This window comes from Bacillus songklensis (genome assembly GCF_042649685.1).
Lineage (GTDB): Bacteria > Bacillota > Bacilli > Bacillales > Bacillaceae_H > Bacillus_BA > Bacillus_BA songklensis.
This window is the reverse complement of record NZ_JBHRZT010000072.1, coordinates 404,934-425,385: the sequence shown is the minus strand read 5'-3', so window position 1 is coordinate 425,385 and position 20,452 is coordinate 404,934. Positions and strand designations below refer to the sequence as shown.

The following is a 20,452-nucleotide window of genomic DNA, read 5'->3' as shown; positions in this document are numbered from 1 at the left end:
CATGACACAAGCTCAAATATGTAATTGTCATTTTTAACTTGTTCGTAAAAGGACACTTTTACAAAAAAAGAAGCCCATATCCAATTGGTGAACTAACCCCTGTGAAGTAGACATCCATACAAAGCCCTAAGGAATGATTAGAAAACCTCCTATGTTCGGGAGGTTTTTTCGGATGGAGAAAAAACCGAAAAATATTATTTAAATCTTCAGAATTTTTTGTATAAATTTCCTGTTCATTCTTTTATAATAGAAAGAAAACTGAATGGTATTAGTCTTAAGCAATCAGGGGGATTTTTATGTTTGGCAGCCTAAAAGCTAAGCGGGATGACAAAGAAATCAGTCAGAAAAAAACCAACATCATTAATTTTGAAAAAAAGAGAAGGGAAAAAAGACGCTTCTTTTTCCTAAAATCGTATCAATTTTTCGGTAAATCACAAGAATTTACGGACTGGATAGAATGGCAGCGACGAAACAAATGAATATGAACTTCCATAAAAAGCTTAGCCCTCGAGCCAAAAGAGCATAAGCTTTCTTTTTTATTTTCGACAAGATACAGGAGGTCAACTTGTCGCATTCCCACTCCCCTTTTTACATAATTCCTCACATTTAACGAACATATGTATTCATTCTCGACTTTCTCCTTCTTTTAAAATGACAATAATACATGCAATTCCGAGAAAAAGGGAAATGATAAGATAGTACGAATTTTATGTTAGGAGGAGAAAGTATGAGTTTAGAATGGTTTTATCGCATGGAAAACGCAGTTCGTTTAAGTCTTCCTGACGTTTGTGAAGAGTTTGACGATTTTGAAATAGTATTTGATACAGATACAACATTAAATCATCCATCTTTCATTTTTTCCGTTGAAACAGTCGATACGGAAGATCAATTTTGCATTGTCCATTTCGATCCGATCCATCAAGAATTTTATGCATTCCATTATCAAGAAGACTCTGATCTTGAATCCAAGCTTCTGTTTGCGAACTTAGATCAAATGCTTGTATTCATTCATACCGCTTTCCATGAATTCATCGGCGACTATGATGAGGAAGTGGACTATGATGAGGAAGTAGACGATCTGGATGAAGATGGTGATGCGTATAATGGCGAAATAACGGATGATGAAGATGAATATGAAGAGATGGAGTTTATCGGCGGAGATGTGGAGGATGGCATGGAAAGCATCGAATGGATTTCCAATGATAAACATCTTCATATTGAAGATAATACACCTGATCAAGTGAGCGAATATGACATTCACTTAAAGCTTGGCCGCGATCTTGAGACAGGTGATGGTGTGTTGTTCCGAAACACCATCACAAGACAGAACGGGGAAGAAGACGAAGAAGTGGTGATGTTCTATTTCAAAGAAGACGAAGCCTCTTATATCGCGGATTTACTGAATGAATATCTTTCCCATTGAATAAAAGAAAGTAGCCGAAAATGGCTACTTTCTTTTAATTTTCTTGATTTGAATAGTTTTTGTGGCAAAATCATACTCATAAACGATGGATTCCTCCAGCTCGACAAGTGCCAGCTTTGGAGATTGTACGACTTGAGCTCCCAAATCGATGGCTACTCTCGCTCCATCAAACGAAACGGCCGTCGTCGGTGTATGGCCATGTACGACAGGTTTACCATTCGTTTCGTCTAAAAGCGTTTTGGATTCAATAGCATAAAACATTTTTCGCTGAAGCCAAAGAATGTTTCGGTCATGTTGGCTTTTTCGGTATGGGAGTTGAATTCCAGCATGCGCATATATAAATCGTTCATCTTCCATAGTCAGCGGCAAGGTTTGTACCCACCGAACCAAACTTCCCACTCCTTCTTCCTGGAATGCCTCATTTATACTATCAGCCGCTTGCTTTCCGCCAAAATGCACCCACATATCATGTTTGCCGGCTAAATACCATAGCATCATTTCCTCGTGATTTCCGACTGTTACATGAACTTGATCATAGTTTTCTTCTAAAGCCTTAAGTTCTTTCAGCACTTTTCCGCTGTCGGGACCCCGGTTCATCATGTCGCCTGCTACGACAAGCTGATCATCGTTCGGATCAAATTTTGCATATCCCAGTAGAAGCATCATTTCTTTATAACTACCGTGAATATCACTGATTGCAAACCTTCTCAATAAAAACGCCCTCTTCAACAAAAAATGATGATTTCTCCGCTTTCTCAGCGGAAATTTTTAAAAATGGCTTCTTTTATTTCCTTGGCAAGCGCAAAAGATGATAAATATCAGCAAAACTCGCTTGCCTTTGCCGTCAACAGCCGTCGAATCCTATATTTTTATGCAGTTGAAGAGCCTTATATTCCGCTTGTCTAAACGAAATAAACAGGAAATTTCCCCCGCTTATTATACAACTTATTTTATATCCAGGCTAATTCTTTACCTTTATATGCTAAAAAGCCTCCCCCGGTATATGGGAGAGTCTTTTAACATTCGGCACAGCATCGTTCCGCTATCAACTCGAACAGTATACAATCTATGTTGTTCATTCCCCTTTGATCTTCCAAAATGAATTCTCAAAAAAAAGATACACGGAAGTCTAATCATTTAATAGATTTCACATGTATCTTTATAGATTCGTCAGATTTTCATAATGCCGCCAGTACTTGCGGATGTCACAAGCTTGGAATAACGAGCAAGATAACCCGTTTTTACTTTCGGTTCAAATCCTTTCCAGTTCGCTTTCCGTTTTTCCCATTCTTCTTCTGCAACCTGCACATCCATCGTGCGGTTTTCAATATCAATCACGATATGGTCACCGTTTTCTACAAAGGCAAGCGGTCCGCCCTCTGCCGCTTCAGGAGATGCATGTCCGATGGACAATCCGCGGGAAGCACCCGAAAAACGCCCGTCCGTTACAAGCGCGACTTTCGGCCCAAGGCCCATACCGACGATTTGGGAAGTTGGAGCAAGCATTTCCGGCATTCCCGGTCCTCCTTTTGGCCCTTCATAGCGAATGACCACCACGTGTCCCGCTTTCACTTTTCCTTTTGAAATCCCTTCTAACGCTTCCTCTTGAGAATCAAACACAATGGCTGGTCCTTCGTGGCGAGTAATTCCACCTTGAACGCCTCCTGTTTTGATAATGGCACCGTCTGGGGCAAGGTTACCGAACAAGACCGCAAGACCGCCTTTTTCTGAGAACGGGTTATCAATTGAACGAATGACATTATAATCTTTTACCTCGCAGCCGGCGATGTTTTCGCCTAATGTTTGGCCTGTTACCGTCATGGTATCAAGGTGAAGGGCCCCTTCTTTTTTTGATAACTCATTCAGCGCTGCAGATACACCCCCTGCCTCATGTAGGTCTTCGATATGAACATCAGAAGCCGGTGCCAATTTCGATAAGTGTGGTACACGTGCAGCCACTTCATTAATGCGCTCAAGCGGATAATCAATTCCTGCCTCATTGGCTAACGCGAGTGTATGCAAAACGGTATTTGTTGAGCCGCCAAGTGCCATATCTAGCGCAAAAGCATTGTCGATCGCTTTTTCCGTCACGATATCACGAGGCTTTAAATCGAGTTCAATCAGCTTCATTAATTGTTTAGCGGATTGTTTGACAAATTCCTTGCGCTCAGGGGCTACCGCTAAAATCGTTCCGTTTCCAGGAAGCGCAAGACCAAGAGCCTCGGCCAGGCAGTTCATGGAGTTCGCTGTGAACATTCCTGAACATGATCCACATGTCGGACAGCCGTATTGCTCCAATTCTTGTAATCCTTTTTCATCGATTTTGCCTGATTGATACGCGCCCACTCCCTCAAAAACAGAAGAAAGAGAGATTTTGCGGCCATCGCTTGTACGCCCTGCCGCCATCGGTCCGCCACTGACGAAGATGGTTGGAATGTTCAGGCGCATCGCTGCCATCATCATACCTGGCGTGATTTTATCGCAATTCGGAATACAGACCATTCCGTCAAACCAGTGCGCAGATACCACGGTTTCCACTGAATCCGCGATAATTTCACGGCTCGGTAAAGAATAACGCATGCCGATATGGCCCATAGCAATACCGTCATCCACTCCGATTGTATTCATTTCGAACGGAACGCCGCCCGCTTCACGAATCGCTTCTTTTACGATCTTTCCGAATTCTTGCAAGTGGACATGTCCAGGAACGATATCGATATATGAATTGACGACTGCAATGAAAGGTTTGTCGAAATCTTCTTCTTTAACACCGGCAGCACGCAATAAACTGCGGTGTGGTGCACGGTCAAATCCTTTTTTGATCATGTTGCTTCGTAGTTCTGCCACACTAAATCCCTCCGTATTCATCTCTCTAAAAATAAAATATTTAAAATTATTAAACTTTTTTTAATATAACTATAAATTTAACAAACTTTGTTTGGGTTTGTAAAGATTTGTGCCAAAATAATCGTTTTTTGTATAAATCCAAGAACCTTTGCAAGCCAATTCAAGACGCAAGAACAGAAAGGCGCAAATAGAAGATGAATCGGTGACAGAGACTTGAGTGCTAGAGGTATATAGAAGCCTTCAAAAAGCAGGAATAAAAGATGTGACCTACCAATGTACTTAACTATCCATTCGGTATGGGGTAAATGATAAATCGTCGGTACCCGGTTTTCCAGTTCCTTGATTAGGCGATGCGGGGGTGTTGGATTTAGAGGGAGTCTTTTCCCTTGAACAGTCGCTAATGCTGTCTCTCCACCTCCCCCGCCTTCTTCTGCTCAACTCTTGGCGGAATTCCCTCAATTCTTTTTTTATTGAACCGTTTTTTTTACCATATAAGCTTTTATCATAAAATAGCTGATTTCTTCAGGGAGCTGCTCTTTAATCGGTTTTAATTTCTCCGCCCCGACCGCTTGAATTGCTTGTTCGATAAGAGGTTCGTACTGCTTCGGAATGAGTTCATTCCAATTAACATCCATTCCTTCTGATGCACAGCGCAGGAGATGACCTTCAACCGTTTGATTGGATAACCCGCGCTCTCGGGAAATGTCTGCAATTGTATGGCCTTGTTGATACATCTCATATGTAATGAGATGGGACGCCTCTGTCTCTTTTTTCACTTTGTTGACGGATGAAACTTCAGTGACTTTCCTTTCTCGTTCAGGATGTTGTTCACAAAATCGGGTAATTGCCTGGATAAAAAAGCGACCGTATCTTTCTTGCTTTTGAACGCCGACTCCTTTTATACTTAAAAACTCCTCATCTGTTATGGGCAGCTTTAAGCACATATCATGCAGCGTTTGATCGGAAAAAATCATAAACGGGGGAACATTTTCTTTAGCAGCAACTTGTTTACGTACCTCCCGTAAATGATTGAACAACTCGTCATCCCGGACCACTTGCTTGACTTGCATTCGTTCTTTCCGCCAAACGGCTGTATTCCCCCTCAGCACTTCTTTTCCTTTGTTTGTCACATATAAAACCGGATATGGACCCTGGGTCACTCCGATATAATCCTCCGATGTTAAGAAATCAATAAACTCACTGACATCTTTACTTGTCTGATCCGATAAGATTCCGTATGTCGAAAGCTCATCGAACCTCATTTCCCGTACCTTTTTATTATTTGATCCGGTTAATACTTGTGCAATCAGCGTCTTGCCGAACCTCTCCCCCATTCGAATCATGCAGGAAAGGACCATTTGCGCTTCTTTTGTGACCTCGACAGACTGACGCTCATCTGTGCAATTGCTGCAGCGTCCGCATGGTTTTGTGTCGATTTCCCCGAAATACTGCAAAATGAACGATTGCAAGCAACTTTCCGTATGAACATAGTCAACCATTTGGCGCAACCTTATGAGTTCCTGGTGCTGACGATTCACATGAAGATGTTGCTGCTCGATTAAAAACCGTTGAATCTGGACATCTTGGGCAGAAAAAAGCACGACACATTCACTGTCCAACCCGTCACGGCCGGCACGCCCCGCTTCTTGATAATAGCTTTCCATATTTTTTGGAAGCTGGTAGTGAATCACATACCGTACGTTCGATTTATTAATCCCCATTCCAAACGCATTTGTGGCAACGATGACCGAAATGTCATCCTGCAAAAACCGTTCCTGCTGATCCGCTCGTTCACGATCGCTCATTCCGGCATGATAGCGACCGACGTTCAATCCTTTTTTTCGTAATTGCTCATACAAATGATCGACGTCTTTCCGTGTGGCGGCATAAATAATTCCGGACTCTGCGGCGTTTTTCTTAACATACTGCTCAATAAAAGCAGAACGGTCTTCCCCTTTTAGTACTTTGAACGCTAAATTCTCACGTTCAAACCCGGTAATGATTGTGTTTTCTGAGGGGATATGCAACGATTCACAAATGTCTCTTCTCACCTCCGGAGTCGCTGTAGCCGTTAACGCAAGAATGGTCGGCTGATCGGGCAGTTGCTGGATCATCTGTTCAATTCGCAAATAGCTCGGGCGAAAATCATGCCCCCATTGGGAAATACAGTGAGCTTCATCAATCGCCACAAGCGGGACGGGAAGTTGTTTCAGCTCTTCTAAAAAAGCGAAAGACTCCAGCCGTTCGGGGGCGATGTATAGAAGCTTATATTCTCCTTCTCTCGCTTCCATCAGTATTTGATGAATCTCGGCAGAAGACAAAGAACTATTAATATAAGCAGCGGGGATTCCGACTTGCAAGAGGGCATCTACTTGGTCTTTCATTAAGGAGATAAGGGGTGAAATGACAAGCGTAATGCCTGGCAGCACCAGGGCCGGAATTTGATAACAAATCGATTTCCCTCCCCCTGTCGGCATAATGCCTGCGGTATGCTTACCTTCCAGCACAAGCCGGATAATGTCCTCCTGTCCTGTACGGAATGTGTTATAACCGAAATATTGGCGTAAATAATCTTTTGCTTGTCCCAACATTCTCGAAATTCCTCCCATTTCATTTCTCTCTTCATTCAAATTGTCTGTCACTCATCTGACAGAACGTTTTTTCTCTTTGTATAGGGTAACATCTTATAGATGGACAATCTACTTTTATCTAATGTATATATCCTAACATAAGTGATCGATTCATCACTGTCCGTTCCTTTATGCATCTATATGTGAATCCACATAAATCATTTAACATGAGCAAAAAAACGCTCTCATGTTAAATGATTTACGCATAAGCGGATGACAATCGTTTTTTGCGGACGTCATTTCCTTTGCGAAAAAACACGACATCATCGTCGTGCATGATTTTGCCTACTCTGAACTATACTTTGACGGAAACAAGCCTCTTAGTTTTCTGTCAGTCCAAGGAGCAAAAGATGTGGGAATCGAAATGAATTCCCTTTCCAAAAGCTTTAACCTGGCAGGCTGCCGTATCGGCTATACGATTGGAAACAAAGAGATTATTCGTGCATTAAGCCAGTTCAAATCCAATCTTGATTACGGTGTATTTTTACCTGTTCAAAAAGCAGCCATTGCCGCTTTAAAAAACGGTGCTGACTTTTGCAGGCAGAGCCGAGACATGTATCAAAAACGAAGAGATTTATTAGTGGACGGACTAGCTTCGCTTGGCTGACATGTTGATAAACCGGCAGGCAGTATGTTTGCATGGGCCAGGATTCCTGAAAGCTGGAATTCACTTGATTTTTCTTATGCTCTCATGGATCGTGCCAATGTTGTTGTCACACCTGGACACGCTTTTGGTCCGACCGGTGAAGGTTATGTAAGAATGGCACTTGTCCAATCAGAAGAAAAAATCCAGCAAGCTTTGAAAATATTGAGCGAAGCGGTATTTTCTCCGATGCCAACCAAAAAGCGGAGGTTAAGTAACCTCCGCTTTTTGGTATCTTACCTTTCCTTAGACTGTTCTTTATAGTGGGGGTCTGCCCACTTTTTTAAAATATTGTGCAGTTTTCCAAAAATAACAGGAACCAGCACAGACAACAACATGCAAACGAAAGCGAGCTTTGAGGGCAATAGAAAAATCATGTCATCGAAATCCATGGTGGAAGTTGGCATGCAAGTCCAATCCGATGTTCGCAACATCCTTTTCATTGCTATCGGCGTTCATCTCTTCTCCTCCATTACTTATGCAGAGAGCTTATGTTCATCATCCCCCATTTTTTCCTTTTTATGTATGAAATGCTATTACCGGGCATCAGGATAAATCACTTTTTTCCAACATGAGATGTTCAGTCGTTTATGGACACACTAACCATAAGAATACTTGAAATAAGGTGAGGTTCATGAATACACTGCAATCGATTTATCAAGACGTAAGACAAATATTCCAGCAGGGAACACAATCCGTCAAAGATAAGTTAACATCTCTTTTCCAGCATGAAACGATGACAGTCGAGGAAATAGCTGACTTCATTCAACATCATCCAAATACCATGAGAACCCAACAAACACTACTGGGAATTACTTACCACTTTTATCATCTTCATCTCGAAGAAGCTACTTTTTATATGGAAGCAAAAGGGAAACAAGGCGAACATATTTTATATGCAACAGCCTACATTGATAGCCAGGTTTTGTTTACGTACCGCTCTTACGGAGAGAATCCATCCCTTAATAAGAAAGTTGCCATCCACAACTTTCATTAACACTTCAATAATTTAATTTGGTTTCGTTCATATTAAAAAGGAATGATCAATGTTTGGAGGAATGGACATGTCAAAACAAGGCAGAATGAACAATAATCAAAACAACCAACAAATCGCCAAGCAGGCGAGTGATTTTGACGCAGAACTGGCATCTGAATTTGTAGAAGGGAACACCCGAAGTCAGAGCCAAAAGAAAAGCGGAAAGCAAATGAATAAGAAAAAGTCAAAGTAAAATTGTTTTTACTCGTTCCTTGTTCTTTTTATTTAAAACACAATGTGGTATGATGACTGTAAAAGAAGAAAAAAAGACCGCAGTTGCGGCAACAACTCCGGTCATACAATAGACGTTCCCTTCAGAGGATCGGCCTATATACAGAAGGAATAGACCTCTCCCTTATAAAATTGATGTCAAGGGAGGTCTATTTTTTTTGATGAAATGCCAGCAACGCAATAATTAAGGTCGCAAATGAGATCATAAGAGTTAATGATTCGTACACTGACAAAGGCATCACCCCCTTTCAAACGGGAGCTAGCCGACCACCCTTGAGAAACATTCTATTGTATATCATCATTCTACCATTTCTCTCTGTTCAGAAACAGAACATTTGTTCCTATTTTAGTGATAAATGGAATTAAACAGAACGTTTCTTCCATACATTACTCTATTATCTTTAACTCCTTTTTCTATTAATTGAATTACACTATACTTGAGTGAAACCCATTTATGTGTTTTCATTCCACTCTCTTACTTTTTGATCACTTGGCAACAGCCATGTCAATACGCCGAGGATCGGCAGCATGCTGCACAGAATCATAATAAAGCGTAGGCTATAAAGGTCCGCTAACTTACCAAGAGCAACGGCCCCGATCGCTCCCATTCCAAAGGCAAATCCAACGATCAGCCCCGATACCATACCGACTTTTCCCGGCATGAGTTCCTGGGCGTAAACGACTGTAACACTGAAACTTGTAGACATAATAAAGCCGATCACAAAGAAAAGCGGAATGACCCAACCAAGCGGGACATGAGGCAATAACACCGTAAGCGGCGCCGAACCGAGCATGGAGACAAAGATGATATTGCGTTTGCCAAATCGGTCAGCCAACGGACCGCCGAAAAATGTCCCTAATACACCAGCTATCATAAAAATAAAAATATAAAATTGCGCATTTTTGATCGTTAAACCGTAATGGTCGATTAAATAAAACTGATAATAGTTTGAAATGCCGGCACTGTACCAGGAACGGGCAAATGTAATGAAGACGAGAAGCACAATCGCCAGTTTAATGGACCTGTTCAATGTACCCGTCGCTTTTGCCGCACTTTTCGTTTTCTTCGATTGCCGCCCAAAAGCAAGCTGTTGCTTATACCATGTGGAAACATAAAGCAATACGACAATGGCCCCTCCCGCAAGTGCCGTAAACCAAATCGCTCCAAATTGCCCCAAGGAGACAAAAATAAAAGCGGTATACAGCGGAGCCATCGCATTGCCCGTGTTCCCGCCTACTTGGTAGATCGACTGGGCCAACCCTCTCTTCGCCCCTGCTGCCATGTATGCCACTCTTGCCCCTTCCGGATGAAAGATGGCAGAGCCAAACCCAATAAACAAAACCGACAATAGAATAAAATAGAAATTAGGTGAAAATGCCAAACCAATCATCCCCAGCATGCTTAAAAACATTCCCACAGGCAATAAAAACGGGGATGGCTTCTTATCTGCATAATATCCAAACATCGGCTGCATGACAGAAGATGTCATATTGAGCGCAAACGCAATCCACCCAATTTGTGTATAGTTCAGATTCATCGACTTTTCCAGGATCGGAAACAAAGCCGGTACGACCGCCTGCATCGAATCATTCAAAAAGTGGCCCAGACTAATCGCGAATAAAATGCGATACACCGTTTGGGCCGGGATACTGGTTGTTTTGACAGCTGCTTGCATATTTAACTCCCTTCCTTCACAAACATTCCAAATCTTTAGATCCTCTTCCATATTACACCATCCACAACTATTTCGGGTAGGGAAATAAATTTTCAAAAAAATTTTTATAAAAAGAGGTGTACCTTACAAAAAAGCGGGTATACACGTACTAACAGACAACGAAAAAAATGAAAAAAGGAGTGTGGATGATGTTAGATCAAAGTGTATTAAATGCCATGCAAGCAGCAAATATAAAAGGTGAATTTATTTGGAGCATGAAAGAAGGAAAAAAACTTTTAAAAGACTTGCCGAAAGAAGTAATCCAAAAAGCGATTGATTTAACAGAATATCCTTCAAATGCCTTACACGAGGAAATCATTGAAACATACATAAGCACATTACGCATTTTAAACTTCGTTAAATATAAACAAGTTAGTTTCGCGTCTGTTCTATTCGGTGCAGCCAAACCTGCTGTGAAACTAAATGTCCTTAATAAAATTGAATCGGCCATTGATTAATTGTCTGCATAAGGTTCAGCTTTTATAAGGCTGTTCCTGATAAAAGTAATTCGGGAGAACAATTTCATTATCGTAAAGCTTATGGAAGATATGGGTCGTCGCCGGCGAAACGGGCGGAATCAGCCATGTCCAATCCCCTGTCACATGGCGTTCGCATTCACTTTCCTTTTCTTCAAATAACTTAAACTGACCGGCAGCGGTATGGTGGTCGACAATGCTGACGCCTGCTTCCTTGTATGAGTGCAATATTGCAATGTTGAGCTCAACAAGCGCTTTATCTTTCCAAAGCGTAGCATTCGTGTCTGTATTTAAGCCCATTAAGGATGCGACTTTTGGCAGCATGTTGTAACGGTAGGTATCCGCCAGGTTTCGGGCCCCTATTTCGGTTTCCATGTACCAGCCGTTAAACGGAGCGGCCACATATTCGATTCCCCCTACTTCAAGCTTCATATCTGAAATGAGCGGTACCGCATACCATTTAATATGGAGATCTTCAAACCATTGGTATTCAGGATGCTTGATTGGAACTTCCATCACTATGCCTTTTGGAATCTCAAACCATTTTGGCTCATTCTCTCCCGCTTGGATGACAAGAGGCAATACATCGAAATGGGTTCCTTTCCCTTCCCAACCTAACTGCTGACAAACTCGTGTAAAGGCTATAGAGGAAGGATCGCCGATCACTCCATCTTCCGTTTCATATCCCGCATATCGAATCAACTGGTGATTCCAAATGCGCACCTGTTCTTTTCCATGCTGTTTCGGCTTAAAAATGGTAATCGTTGGCCGAATTTTTCCCATGTTTGTCGCATACTCGATATGATGGCAAAGGGCTTTGAAAATGTCTGCCTTTGTTTCTAGCTGTCGTTGATCAAAGACGTGCAGCGAACTCCAAAACAACCGCCCGATACAGCGATTGCTGTTGCGCCAGGCCATTTTAGCCCCATGTTCAAGCTCTTCAAATGAATGGTAATATGTACCTGTTTTCTCAATCTCCCGCTGAATGTCCTCGATACGTTTATCGATTTGATTCTCGTTTTTCTCAAGTTCTCTATAGCAAATCGTAATAAATTGTTTCGCTTTTTGAAATAGTTGGTTCTGTGTCTGCACTTCTATCCTCTCCGAACAGTATTGTCAAAAATATGTTTTTAGTTTGATGTTAACGCTTTCCGCTTATACAAAGCTTTAGTATCGTGAATTGAATAAAATGCAGCAATGAATAGTCGGTCATGGCCCCCCCTGATTTTACAGAATTCTTCATGACCATTCCATTGCTGGGCTGACTCAATAGTCTTTAGAGGATAAACATCATCTGTTTTGCTGCGATGAACCGTCATCACAGGAGGGTGTCCCCAAAGTATGCTTTTTTTACTTTGGGGACACCCTCCGTATTATTTCTCCCTCATCCTCAATATACTGAACATAAACAAGCCTTTTTAGAAAGCAGGGGTCGTTATGCTTGAATACATCCATAAACAAAAATCGTTATATAAAATGGTAGTCTTTTTCATCTTATATATGAACGTTTTTATCACGTTTGCGATGATTTATATTTTATTAGATATGACCCATCTCGGTTATTTAAGAGACCATTATGCTTCGTCCGCTCATCAACAGCAACCACTCGACTATGTAACCCGTTCCTTATATTTCAGTGCGATCACCTTGCTTTCGGTCGGTTATGGCGATGTCACACCATTCGGACTTGCACGTGCAGTCGCGATGCTGGAAGCGATTATTGGGTATTTACTGCCTGCCGTTATTGTTATTCAATTTATCCCTTCGAGCGACAGATCTAAGATGAAGGAGCATTGAACGATCAAATCTCATCGCTGCTTTTTCCTTTTACGAGTTTTTCTAATAATCGTTTAAGTGTCTCCTGCTCTTCTTTTGTTAAATGCTCTGTTTGAGTGGACATCAGTGTGAAAACAAATACCTGTAAAAAACACTTAACCATAAATGGCCGAGTGTTAACGATTTTCGACGACTGCAAAAAAGTCTTTATACGATGAAAGATGATAATCTGCTTCCAAATCTGGATTTTGAAAAGCGCATGTCTTGATTCCCAATTCCCTTGCCGGCTTTAAGTCAAGCTCACGATCACCAATGACCATGTCAATCCCGTACTTGTCATGCAAATAAGCATAAGCACCTATATCCGGCTTTCTTTTATATCCGTCATCTTTTGTAATGATTTCCGTGAAATATTTCTTCATATCGTAGCAATCTAATATTTCAAGCGTAGACTCTTTTGATTTATGTGTCACAATGACATTCAGCTCCGCACTTTTCAGCACGTCTTCTAAATAAGGAAAGGGGGCTTGTCTTTCGGATGAAGCTGCTTTTCTAACGTATGAAACTTTTCATCAAACAGTTTCTTTTCAATCCGAAAATATCGAACGGCTACTTCTGAAGAAATTTTCATCTGCTTTAACACTTCTTCATCCGAAACCCCATGATCCGGAAGTAACTCCTTAAATGATTTGACAATCGTCGGATATGTATCAAACATGGTTCCGTCAAAATCCCATAGTAATTTCATTTGTCCACCTCATTACTGCATAAGCAGCTGTTTTCTTTGTTTATCCTGCATTAACGGGCAGCAAGATTCCCCAATTCAAAATTTAGCGTAATCGTAGAAACTTAAGTAGGGAATCACTGCCCTAATCTAGCTGCGGCTCCTAGCTCCTCCTACGTTTCACTCCTTCCTACAGAACCAAAAAGCGGTTCCTAGTCAGGAGTTCCAACGCACGTCAGAGCTAAACAGTCGCCTCTGCTTTCTCGTGTAAAAGCCCGATAAGACCGACTAACCCTCCGTGGGAGATCAAGGAACGGCCCACGGAGGGAAGTTTCCTTGATCATATCAAACCGTTCGAACCCTGTCATTCTTTTTAGTTTTAGAATAAAGTATAGTCGTTTTTATATACTATATGTATTCTTTCGTTTTTATTGATTTTACGATCCATCATTCGATAAAATATTATTAGAATATTCTAGACATTAAGCGCGTTTACAAGGAGGATGGAAGATGAACGTGAAAAACGAAGAAAAACAAAAAGCGCAAACGCTCCTTCAACAAGGCTTAAAACCGAAAGAAGTTTCTTCTCTTCTGGGTGTCCACATCTCCACTATTTATAATTGGAAAAAAGAAATGACCCAACTTTCGAAAAATACCCAGGAACAATCCCTTCCAAAAATCGAAAGAACCCACTCTCTCAAAATAGAAAACGAAAAAGAATCAGAAAAAGAAAAATTAAAAAGAGAGAACGGAATTTTGAAAACGAAAATTAAAGATTTAGAAGAAGTGATTGCAGACCTTATCATTAAACTCAAGCAAAGTAATGATAATTGGTTGAAGTAACAATTTCTGTTATCCAACCATCTCCAAAAACGAAAATCAAAAAAATCTTATGTATTTTCGATTTTCGTTTTTGATCCGCTTTTTCTGGTATAAAATTAATGAGAAGTTAATCCCTCTTTTTTATATACGGCTTGGGCGTTTTACATTCGATTGCTTCTTCAAGCAAGTCTCTCCCTATTCTTTTTCCTAGGCGGCCATCTGCGGAAATCTCATCAAGCATCGCTAAGAATTCTGCCGCTCTTCTAATTGGACGATTAAATCCGTTACATGTTCATGTTCTTTTTCAGCTATATCCGTGGAAATGATATCTTCCCTTACCAATTGATCAATCGCTTCATGCTCTGCGTATAACACATGTTTGCGTAACGATTCCAGCTGCTTTGCTTTTAGGATCGGATGCTGATTGAACAACCGCTCCAAACTTTTATAGATGTTTTGAATTTCAATGTTATATTGCCGTATTAACTCACTGGAGATAGGTTCTGTGACAAATAGTTTGTTTTTAACTTGATGAATTTCTCTTATTGCTGCTTCATAGCGGTGCAATCGGGCGATGAGTGCTTCATATTCTTCAAAACCCTCACTTTTTGTCACGATTCTTAGTATGGAGGTCAAAGGCTTGATGGTAAGGCTTTGAAAAACCAAAGAAAATAAAACGACGCTAAATGCCAGCAGCAATACATCTTCCCTCCCGGAGAAATCACGCGGCAGGCTCAACACAAGCGCAATCGATAACGAGCCTTTTAACCCTCCCCAGTTAATGATATGTTTCCACGAGGCGGGAAAATTTTTGATAAAGGCCATACTTATATAGACTGCCACACTTCTCGCAATCAGGACGACGACGATTGCGGCTAATACATATGCCCATTTATCCTTAACGTCAATTCGTGTAATCTCTAGCCCTACCATTAAGAATACAAGAGAATTGGCCAAAAGCGCCCCCACTTCCCAAAAGTTGCGGATGTTTAGCTTCGTGGTCGGGCTCATCCCGATCCGCGCTCCGTAATTGCCGAATATCAAGGCGGCGACGACCACGGCAATCACCCCTGATGCATGGACGCCTTCAGCGATGAGGAAAGAGCCGTAAAACAATATGACACTAAAAATAATTTCAAGCGGGTAATCGTCAAAATAGCTCGTTAGCTTAGAAAAACCATAACCGAGTGCTCCTCCGATCATAATTCCAAGCGAAATAACTTTGACAAACTCCCATAATCCATATCCAAATCCAGCCCACCCTGCTTCTATATATGCAAGCAGTGAAAAGGCTGATATTTTAAACAAGACGACCGCCAAACCGTCATTGAATAAGCTCTCCCCTTCCACTACAATGGACAAACGTTTATGTACGCCAAGAGTTTTGAAAATGGACAGCACGCTTATCGGATCTGTTGCACTCATTAAGGACGCAAATACAAAGGAGGCTGTCAAGGAAAAATCAAATAAATAATAAGCCGAAAAACCGACAATCAAAAAAGAAAGCAATGTCCCCCCAAACGCCAATGCAAGAATCGGCCCTTTATTTTCCCGCAAATGTGAAAACGGCAGCTTCAATGAGGCCTCTCCCAGTAATGCGGGCAGAAACAGTGTGATGACAACAAAATTAAATATTTCTCCTTCTGTTATAAACAGCTTGAGCGGTTCCAATACCGGGATGTCGAGTAAACCAATGAGGGCTCCGACAATAACCAATGCGATGGAATACGGCTGCTTAAACTTTTTCGCAACGGCAGTGACTCCGGCTGCCACAATAACAAGAATCAATCCAAGTTCAAACACATAGTGAAGATCTAACTCCCCCAAGTCCATATTCCCCTTTCTCATATAAACGGTTCATTGATTTCCGGAAAATTCTCTTTATTAATTTTCCGGGGGTTTCTTTTTTTATGTATGACTTTCTATTGTTTCCCCCTTCGATGTGAGGGATATAGTTTTTTTATACAAAAGAAAAGGTCAAAACAACCAAATGTTTTGACCTTTTCTCTTACAATATAAGCTGGTAATACAACACATCCTGCCAGCTGTTAAATTTAAAACCTACTTCCCTCATCTCGCCGCATTTAATAAATCCATACTGTTCATGAAGCTTCACGCTTGTATTATTGCCCTTTGTAATGCAAGCAATAATCACATGATAGCCGAGTGTTTTACCCAATTCAATGATATGAGCGAGCAGTTGCTTTCCGACTCCTTTTCCTTGATGGCGTTCATCTATATAAATAGATATTTCGACGGTGCGGTTATATGCCTCTTTTGAGTGATACCTTGATAAGGAAGCATAGCCCATTACGATATTCCCTTCTTCTGCCACAATAAGCGGAAAGCGGCCCTTATGCTCATCGAACCAGCTTTGCCGGTCTTCAATAGACACAGGTGTAAAATCAAATGTAGCAGTTGTGTTCAATATTGCCTGATTATAAATGGAAACAAGGACAGGCAAATCTTCTTGTTTGGCTTTTCGGATATTCATTTTGTTTTTCCTCTCGATAATAGCTTTAACATTTTCTCGTTTCTATTATATAAGGGAACTACTATAAATGTCACCTTTCTATCAAAGACTCCAAAATACCATTTTTCTTTCTTGTTTAATCCCCCTGTTGTTTTCCTATAATGATAAAGTGAATATTAATCGCCGCGATCTTACTGAGCATTTATTCGTGATGAATATAATAGGAGGACCAAATATGACTCCACAGCAAATCGAAGATGTATTTGATTCGTTTGGCTTCAAGCCTCTTTTTCAACACATTCGATATCCGCTTGAATTATCAAAGATATTCGAAGATGCAGATGAAGAGATGTTGGAGTGTTTTTTGGAAAGATGGGATTTTCCAGTACGCCTATCTTTTGAAGAGTTCGCGTATTGGTTTGATTGTTTTGCCGTTGTCTACAAACAAATGTAAGAAAGAGGGTGTCCAAGTAGAAAAACGCACTTCTGGAACACCCTCCTGTGAGGAACGTCATTAAAATTCCAGGAAAATCAAGGGTTTTGGTAACGGTTCATCAAAGAAAAAATGGATTGTAATCATCCATTGCAGGCTTTTGAGCCAACCTCTTTTGTTCTTTTTATTATCTTTTTAATAAGTCGAAAAAATAGTGTGCTGCTTTTTCATCTTTTCCTAGTTCATAAACTTTATCGTCTTTCATGAACACAATTCCGTAAAAGACTTGCAAATAATCATCACAAGCTTCACAGTAATGTTCATCACCTTCGTTCCAGAAACTATAAAGAGACAAATTCGTCTCTTTTTCAGATTCGAATTTATTTCTATATTCTTTAATTAATTGGGCATATTTTTCTAAAGCCTCGTTCTGTTGGTCAAACGAAAAGCGATCTGTGATTTCATCTTGCCAGCCGTCTAAAAACAACCATGGCTCGCAATCTCCTTTTGTTTTACATACACTCCATTGTTGGCTCATGATAACCTCTCCTCGTTGTATGTTTAGAAACATTATAAGAGAAAAAGGCATAAATGGAAAATAAAATGCGTTGCAGCAAATATTGTTGTTCAAAAACTCATATTACAATTTCGATTCTAAATTGTATCATTTTCAGAAGTCACACTTGCCCCCTTGCCTAAAAGACCTTTTCCGTTTGTATGAGGTGTTCTTTGGTCTTTTTCTGTACCGTATTGGTAGTTCGTTAATTTGCCTGTATCTTTGGATTGTTCTCTTTTATCCATCAGTTTGGCCTCCTTCATGTCTTTTCACTTTTATTGTAGGCAAAATATATTTTTTCAACGGTGGCAAAAACAACCTATTCATCTGAATTATGTTTCCTTTTCGTACTACATATTAATACTAACCATATAAAAATATAAAAAGCTAAAAATAAAAGGGGCTGACTCAAAAACCGCCCGGGAATGACAATCATCTATTTTTCTGCGATGAACCGTTACTAAAATCCTTGATTTTCTTTGGTTTTTTAATGACGGTTCATCGCAGAAGGGTGTCCCAAAAGTACAAAAAACGTACTTTCTTTTGGGACACCCTTCTTATTTTATATCCAGGTTTTAGTTTCTTTTCACCTTATGCCGAGTTTCAGCTGTAATGAACAAGCTTACCCACGCCCTCATGGTGCTCGACATATGTAATCTTCATTTTTTTTCCTCTTAACAGCTGCATCTCCCATTCTTTTCCGTATGGAATTTGAAGAATTAATTCTGTACCGTCTTCTCTCGTAAAATAAGCGGTTGTCGGATCTCCAATATCTGTCATTTTAGCTGTAACAGTTTTGACGTTTTGATGTCTAATAGCGATTTTTTGGCCCACCTTAAGATTAGATGAGGATAATTGATTATCTGTCATAAGGCGTTCAACGGTTGTGTGGTGACCTCTTGCAATTTTCCATAAATTATCTCCATTTTTCACGATATAACTCGTTTCTTTGTAAGAAGATAAATTTTCATTGGAACTTTGTTCTGAATCTTTCGAACCGACAGGCTTACTGTTTATTGTTTCTGTCTGCTTAATGATCATTTTTTGACCCGGCTTTAGCTTTGTGGAAGTTAAATGGTTATCATCCATGATTTTTTCAACGGTTGTATGATGATTTCTTGCGATTCTCCATAAATTGTCTCCGTTTTTCACGATATGGACTTTTTCGTCTTGATCTACTTGACTCCGTTTTTCATTTTCCTTTTGTTGGTTATTTATCGCTTTTTTTATCAGAATGTCTGTGTTGAGCGTTTCATAGTCTTCTACCTCGGTAAGATGTTCTTCTATATCAGGTAAAACCACAGTTTCACCTATCTTTAAGACGTTTGTCTCTTTCCCGTTGATTTGTTTTAAATATTCAATTGTAAAGCCGCTTCGCTTGGAGAGTTTATCCCAATTGTCGCCGGCCTGTACCTTATATTCATTACAAGCAAAAGCCTGAGTGGCGAATAGCCCGTTTGCAAGAATCACAACGGCCAATACAACCTTTCGTAATCTTCCTTTGATCCAGTCAGTCGACACTCCAATAATTTTTACGATTTTAGATTCAAACTTTTGGCTTTTTAATTCTTTTATTCGTTCTTTGTATTCTTCCCTCGTAATTCCAATTTTGTTTGGATTTTCAAAGCTCATTGCTATCTTCATTATTTGATTGACCTCCGTATTGCTGCATCTTGTGTTATATATAATAGAAGATTTAAACCATATCCCACTCTTCAGACATGAATCTCAAGTAAAATATGGTAACCTTTATAAAATTTCGCTCTATTGGTAACTTTTATGGTGGTCAAAAATAAATTTTCGCAAGTTTTTTTGTGGATTGGGAAACGTTAATCCTTGAAAGGAGAGATTTCAATGACGAAAAAACAACAAATCCCTGACCATCAAATGAACTTCACCGGAACAGTAAGTCAAGCCCTTGGAGGAAATGTCGACACCAGTGGGACTCCGAAAAATATTTCTAATGCGGAGAAGACCGAAAATGCCTTGCCAACAAACGAGGCTGCCCTTTCATCCAATAAAGAAGATTCATCCACATTTTAAAATGCAAATGGAAAAAGCCTTAGGATTTTTATCCAAGGCTTTTTCCTCGAATGATAAAACTTTAAAAGAAAAAATGCTGGAAATATTGCATGCAAAGAGGTATTGTTAACTAGAAAAATGTTAAATTGAAGAATACAACAAGGGTGAATGATAGATGTTAAAACGTAATTTAATTGCATGTATGGGCATTTTTATTTTAATTTGCTTTCAAGCGGCATTTAGGCTCGTAAAACCTGCTGATTTCCTCGACACCTCTTCGTTTCCAGCCATCATAATGGCAACAGTACTCACTTTGTATTTTTTATTTGGATTTATAGGTTGGTATAAGGAAGAATTGGGCGGTACAGGTATAGAACGCAGTAAGATGAAAAAGATTCGAATTTTTGCCGTTATTTCGGCTGATCTGGCGGCAGGCTCATTTATTGTCATGACCATGTGGCTTAATAGTGTCCCAATCGCATTAATATTTCTATTTGAGATTCTCATGATTGGCATCACTTTATTTTTAGCCAATAAAATCTATATACATAGTCAAAGGCTAAATCCAGAGAAAAAGAAATAAGAAAGTAAAAAAACATATCATACAATTTTATATGAACTAACATTGTATGATATGTTTTTAGA

Annotated in this window: 24 protein-coding genes and 1 pseudogene; 12 read left to right on the top strand and 13 right to left on the bottom strand. The window is 40.1% G+C overall.

Features of this window, described 5'->3' with window-relative positions; genetic code table 11:
- The first annotated feature begins 296 nt into the window (after window positions 1–296).
- Window positions 297–479, top strand: a complete 183-nt coding sequence (locus tag ACFOU2_RS20955) for a hypothetical protein (protein WP_377918234.1) — start codon at window positions 297–299, stop codon at window positions 477–479.
- Window positions 480–727: 248 nt separating this feature from the next.
- Complete coding sequence (locus ACFOU2_RS20950; protein ID WP_377918233.1) at window positions 728–1,423, top strand: hypothetical protein; 696 nt, start codon at window positions 728–730, stop codon at window positions 1,421–1,423.
- 24 nt (window positions 1,424–1,447) lie between these two features.
- On the opposite strand, the gene ACFOU2_RS20945 is transcribed toward ACFOU2_RS20950, so the two are convergent.
- Window positions 1,448–2,134, bottom strand: coding sequence for a metallophosphoesterase (locus ACFOU2_RS20945; protein WP_377918232.1), 687 nt, complete (start codon window positions 2,132–2,134; stop codon window positions 1,448–1,450).
- Between the two features lie 63 nt (window positions 2,135–2,197).
- On the opposite strand from ACFOU2_RS20945, the gene ACFOU2_RS20940 reads away from it, so the two are divergent.
- Window positions 2,198–2,329, top strand: a complete 132-nt coding sequence (locus tag ACFOU2_RS20940; protein ID WP_377918231.1) for a hypothetical protein — start codon at window positions 2,198–2,200, stop codon at window positions 2,327–2,329.
- Between the two features lie 264 nt (window positions 2,330–2,593).
- Here the strand turns inward: ACFOU2_RS20940 and ilvD are convergent, their stop codons facing one another.
- A complete protein-coding gene (gene ilvD, locus ACFOU2_RS20935; protein ID WP_377918230.1) occupies window positions 2,594–4,270 on the bottom strand; it encodes a dihydroxy-acid dehydratase in 1,677 nt (558 codons plus the stop codon).
- 467 nt (window positions 4,271–4,737) lie between these two features.
- A complete protein-coding gene (gene recQ, locus ACFOU2_RS20930) occupies window positions 4,738–6,861 on the bottom strand; it encodes a DNA helicase RecQ (protein ID WP_377918229.1) in 2,124 nt (707 codons plus the stop codon).
- Between the two features lie 256 nt (window positions 6,862–7,117).
- Between recQ and ACFOU2_RS20925 the strand changes: the two are divergent.
- The 3 genes and pseudogenes from ACFOU2_RS20925 to ACFOU2_RS20915 all read left to right on the top strand — a co-directional run.
- A pseudogene (locus tag ACFOU2_RS20925) lies at window positions 7,118–7,761 on the top strand (aminotransferase class I/II-fold pyridoxal phosphate-dependent enzyme); the annotation flags it as partial.
- 416 nt (window positions 7,762–8,177) lie between these two features.
- Window positions 8,178–8,540, top strand: coding sequence for a hypothetical protein (locus tag ACFOU2_RS20920; protein ID WP_377918228.1), 363 nt, complete (start codon window positions 8,178–8,180; stop codon window positions 8,538–8,540).
- A gap of 67 nt (window positions 8,541–8,607) precedes the next feature.
- Entirely contained in the window at window positions 8,608–8,772 is a 165-nt protein-coding gene (locus ACFOU2_RS20915) for a hypothetical protein (protein WP_377918227.1), read from the top strand.
- Window positions 8,773–8,959: 187 nt separating this feature from the next.
- On the opposite strand, the gene ACFOU2_RS20910 is transcribed toward ACFOU2_RS20915, so the two are convergent.
- Together ACFOU2_RS20910 and ACFOU2_RS20905 are read right to left on the bottom strand one after the other, a co-directional pair.
- Window positions 8,960–9,049, bottom strand: a complete 90-nt coding sequence (locus ACFOU2_RS20910) for a putative holin-like toxin (protein ID WP_377918226.1) — start codon at window positions 9,047–9,049, stop codon at window positions 8,960–8,962.
- A gap of 213 nt (window positions 9,050–9,262) precedes the next feature.
- Window positions 9,263–10,486 (bottom strand): MFS transporter, encoded by a 1,224-nt coding sequence (locus ACFOU2_RS20905; protein WP_377918687.1) that lies wholly within the window; start codon window positions 10,484–10,486, stop codon window positions 9,263–9,265.
- A gap of 188 nt (window positions 10,487–10,674) precedes the next feature.
- Between ACFOU2_RS20905 and ACFOU2_RS20900 the strand changes: the two genes are divergently transcribed.
- The gene (locus tag ACFOU2_RS20900; RefSeq protein ID WP_377918225.1) at window positions 10,675–10,983 is read left to right on the top strand and encodes a hypothetical protein; all 309 of its coding nucleotides are present in this window, start codon (window positions 10,675–10,677) and stop codon (window positions 10,981–10,983) included.
- 15 nt (window positions 10,984–10,998) lie between these two features.
- Here ACFOU2_RS20900 and ACFOU2_RS20895 read toward each other — a convergent pair whose 3' ends face one another.
- Complete coding sequence (locus tag ACFOU2_RS20895; RefSeq protein WP_377918224.1) at window positions 10,999–12,093, bottom strand: nitric oxide synthase oxygenase; 1,095 nt, start codon at window positions 12,091–12,093, stop codon at window positions 10,999–11,001.
- 345 nt (window positions 12,094–12,438) lie between these two features.
- Here ACFOU2_RS20895 and ACFOU2_RS20890 point away from each other — a divergent pair, with 345 nt between their 5' ends.
- Window positions 12,439–12,798, top strand: a complete 360-nt coding sequence (locus tag ACFOU2_RS20890) for an ion channel (protein WP_377918223.1) — start codon at window positions 12,439–12,441, stop codon at window positions 12,796–12,798.
- 155 nt (window positions 12,799–12,953) lie between these two features.
- Here the strand turns inward: ACFOU2_RS20890 and ACFOU2_RS20885 are convergent, their stop codons facing one another.
- Both ACFOU2_RS20885 and ACFOU2_RS20880 read right to left on the bottom strand, forming a co-directional pair.
- A complete protein-coding gene (locus tag ACFOU2_RS20885) occupies window positions 12,954–13,250 on the bottom strand; it encodes an HAD-IA family hydrolase (RefSeq protein WP_377918222.1) in 297 nt (98 codons plus the stop codon).
- A 35-nt stretch (window positions 13,251–13,285) separates the two neighbouring features.
- Entirely contained in the window at window positions 13,286–13,525 is a 240-nt protein-coding gene (locus tag ACFOU2_RS20880) for an HAD hydrolase-like protein (protein WP_377918221.1), read from the bottom strand.
- A gap of 492 nt (window positions 13,526–14,017) precedes the next feature.
- Between ACFOU2_RS20880 and ACFOU2_RS20875 the strand changes: the two genes are divergently transcribed.
- Window positions 14,018–14,344 (top strand): helix-turn-helix domain-containing protein, encoded by a 327-nt coding sequence (locus ACFOU2_RS20875; protein WP_377918220.1) that lies wholly within the window; start codon window positions 14,018–14,020, stop codon window positions 14,342–14,344.
- 222 nt (window positions 14,345–14,566) lie between these two features.
- Here the strand turns inward: ACFOU2_RS20875 and ACFOU2_RS20870 are convergent, their stop codons facing one another.
- Together ACFOU2_RS20870 and ACFOU2_RS20865 are read right to left on the bottom strand one after the other, a co-directional pair.
- Window positions 14,567–16,150 (bottom strand): cation:proton antiporter, encoded by a 1,584-nt coding sequence (locus ACFOU2_RS20870; protein WP_377918219.1) that lies wholly within the window; start codon window positions 16,148–16,150, stop codon window positions 14,567–14,569.
- Between the two features lie 181 nt (window positions 16,151–16,331).
- A complete protein-coding gene (locus ACFOU2_RS20865; RefSeq protein ID WP_377918218.1) occupies window positions 16,332–16,817 on the bottom strand; it encodes a GNAT family N-acetyltransferase in 486 nt (161 codons plus the stop codon).
- A gap of 214 nt (window positions 16,818–17,031) precedes the next feature.
- Between ACFOU2_RS20865 and ACFOU2_RS20860 the strand changes: the two genes are divergently transcribed.
- Window positions 17,032–17,250 carry a hypothetical protein gene (locus ACFOU2_RS20860; protein ID WP_377918217.1) on the top strand — a complete coding sequence of 73 codons (219 nt, stop codon included), beginning with the start codon at window positions 17,032–17,034 and terminating at the stop codon, window positions 17,248–17,250.
- Between the two features lie 166 nt (window positions 17,251–17,416).
- Here ACFOU2_RS20860 and ACFOU2_RS20855 read toward each other — a convergent pair whose 3' ends face one another.
- The 3 genes from ACFOU2_RS20855 to ACFOU2_RS20845 all read right to left on the bottom strand — a co-directional run bounded on the left by ACFOU2_RS20855 (window position 17,417) and on the right by ACFOU2_RS20845 (window position 19,429).
- Window positions 17,417–17,767, bottom strand: a complete 351-nt coding sequence (locus ACFOU2_RS20855) for a DUF1033 family protein (protein ID WP_377918216.1) — start codon at window positions 17,765–17,767, stop codon at window positions 17,417–17,419.
- 116 nt (window positions 17,768–17,883) lie between these two features.
- Window positions 17,884–18,030 carry a hypothetical protein gene (locus tag ACFOU2_RS20850; protein WP_377918215.1) on the bottom strand — a complete coding sequence of 49 codons (147 nt, stop codon included), beginning with the start codon at window positions 18,028–18,030 and terminating at the stop codon, window positions 17,884–17,886.
- A gap of 358 nt (window positions 18,031–18,388) precedes the next feature.
- Window positions 18,389–19,429 carry a LysM peptidoglycan-binding domain-containing protein gene (locus ACFOU2_RS20845; RefSeq protein WP_377918214.1) on the bottom strand — a complete coding sequence of 347 codons (1,041 nt, stop codon included), beginning with the start codon at window positions 19,427–19,429 and terminating at the stop codon, window positions 18,389–18,391.
- A 210-nt stretch (window positions 19,430–19,639) separates the two neighbouring features.
- On the opposite strand from ACFOU2_RS20845, the gene ACFOU2_RS20840 reads away from it, so the two are divergent.
- Both ACFOU2_RS20840 and ACFOU2_RS20835 read left to right on the top strand, forming a co-directional pair.
- Window positions 19,640–19,828 carry a hypothetical protein gene (locus tag ACFOU2_RS20840; RefSeq protein ID WP_377918213.1) on the top strand — a complete coding sequence of 63 codons (189 nt, stop codon included), beginning with the start codon at window positions 19,640–19,642 and terminating at the stop codon, window positions 19,826–19,828.
- A gap of 154 nt (window positions 19,829–19,982) precedes the next feature.
- Window positions 19,983–20,390, top strand: coding sequence for a hypothetical protein (locus ACFOU2_RS20835; RefSeq protein ID WP_377918212.1), 408 nt, complete (start codon window positions 19,983–19,985; stop codon window positions 20,388–20,390).
- Window positions 20,391–20,452: the final 62 nt, after the last annotated feature.

What these genes read in the sequence shown, in the direction of transcription:
- ACFOU2_RS20905 (WP_377918687.1), bottom strand. Translation starts at nt 10,486, where the DNA reads ATGCAAGCAGCTGTCAAAACAACCAGTATCCCGGCCCAAACGGTGTAT.
- ACFOU2_RS20940 (WP_377918231.1), top strand. Translation starts at nt 2,198, where the DNA reads ATGGCTTCTTTTATTTCCTTGGCAAGCGCAAAAGATGATAAATATCAG.
- ACFOU2_RS20910 (WP_377918226.1), bottom strand. Translation starts at nt 9,049, where the DNA reads ATGCCTTTGTCAGTGTACGAATCATTAACTCTTATGATCTCATTTGCG.
- ACFOU2_RS20920 (WP_377918228.1), top strand. Translation starts at nt 8,178, where the DNA reads ATGAATACACTGCAATCGATTTATCAAGACGTAAGACAAATATTCCAG.
- ACFOU2_RS20855 (WP_377918216.1), bottom strand. Translation starts at nt 17,767, where the DNA reads ATGAGCCAACAATGGAGTGTATGTAAAACAAAAGGAGATTGCGAGCCA.
- ACFOU2_RS20860 (WP_377918217.1), top strand. Translation starts at nt 17,032, where the DNA reads ATGACTCCACAGCAAATCGAAGATGTATTTGATTCGTTTGGCTTCAAG.
- ACFOU2_RS20955 (WP_377918234.1), top strand. Translation starts at nt 297, where the DNA reads ATGTTTGGCAGCCTAAAAGCTAAGCGGGATGACAAAGAAATCAGTCAG.
- ACFOU2_RS20840 (WP_377918213.1), top strand. Translation starts at nt 19,640, where the DNA reads ATGACGAAAAAACAACAAATCCCTGACCATCAAATGAACTTCACCGGA.
- ACFOU2_RS20915 (WP_377918227.1), top strand. Translation starts at nt 8,608, where the DNA reads ATGTCAAAACAAGGCAGAATGAACAATAATCAAAACAACCAACAAATC.
- ACFOU2_RS20950 (WP_377918233.1), top strand. Translation starts at nt 728, where the DNA reads ATGAGTTTAGAATGGTTTTATCGCATGGAAAACGCAGTTCGTTTAAGT.
- ACFOU2_RS20890 (WP_377918223.1), top strand. Translation starts at nt 12,439, where the DNA reads ATGCTTGAATACATCCATAAACAAAAATCGTTATATAAAATGGTAGTC.
- ACFOU2_RS20880 (WP_377918221.1), bottom strand. Translation starts at nt 13,525, where the DNA reads ATGAAATTACTATGGGATTTTGACGGAACCATGTTTGATACATATCCG.
- ACFOU2_RS20835 (WP_377918212.1), top strand. Translation starts at nt 19,983, where the DNA reads ATGTTAAAACGTAATTTAATTGCATGTATGGGCATTTTTATTTTAATT.
- ACFOU2_RS20850 (WP_377918215.1), bottom strand. Translation starts at nt 18,030, where the DNA reads ATGGATAAAAGAGAACAATCCAAAGATACAGGCAAATTAACGAACTAC.
- recQ (WP_377918229.1), bottom strand. Translation starts at nt 6,861, where the DNA reads ATGTTGGGACAAGCAAAAGATTATTTACGCCAATATTTCGGTTATAAC.
- ACFOU2_RS20845 (WP_377918214.1), bottom strand. Translation starts at nt 19,429, where the DNA reads ATGAAGATAGCAATGAGCTTTGAAAATCCAAACAAAATTGGAATTACG.
- ACFOU2_RS20865 (WP_377918218.1), bottom strand. Translation starts at nt 16,817, where the DNA reads ATGAATATCCGAAAAGCCAAACAAGAAGATTTGCCTGTCCTTGTTTCC.
- ACFOU2_RS20900 (WP_377918225.1), top strand. Translation starts at nt 10,675, where the DNA reads ATGTTAGATCAAAGTGTATTAAATGCCATGCAAGCAGCAAATATAAAA.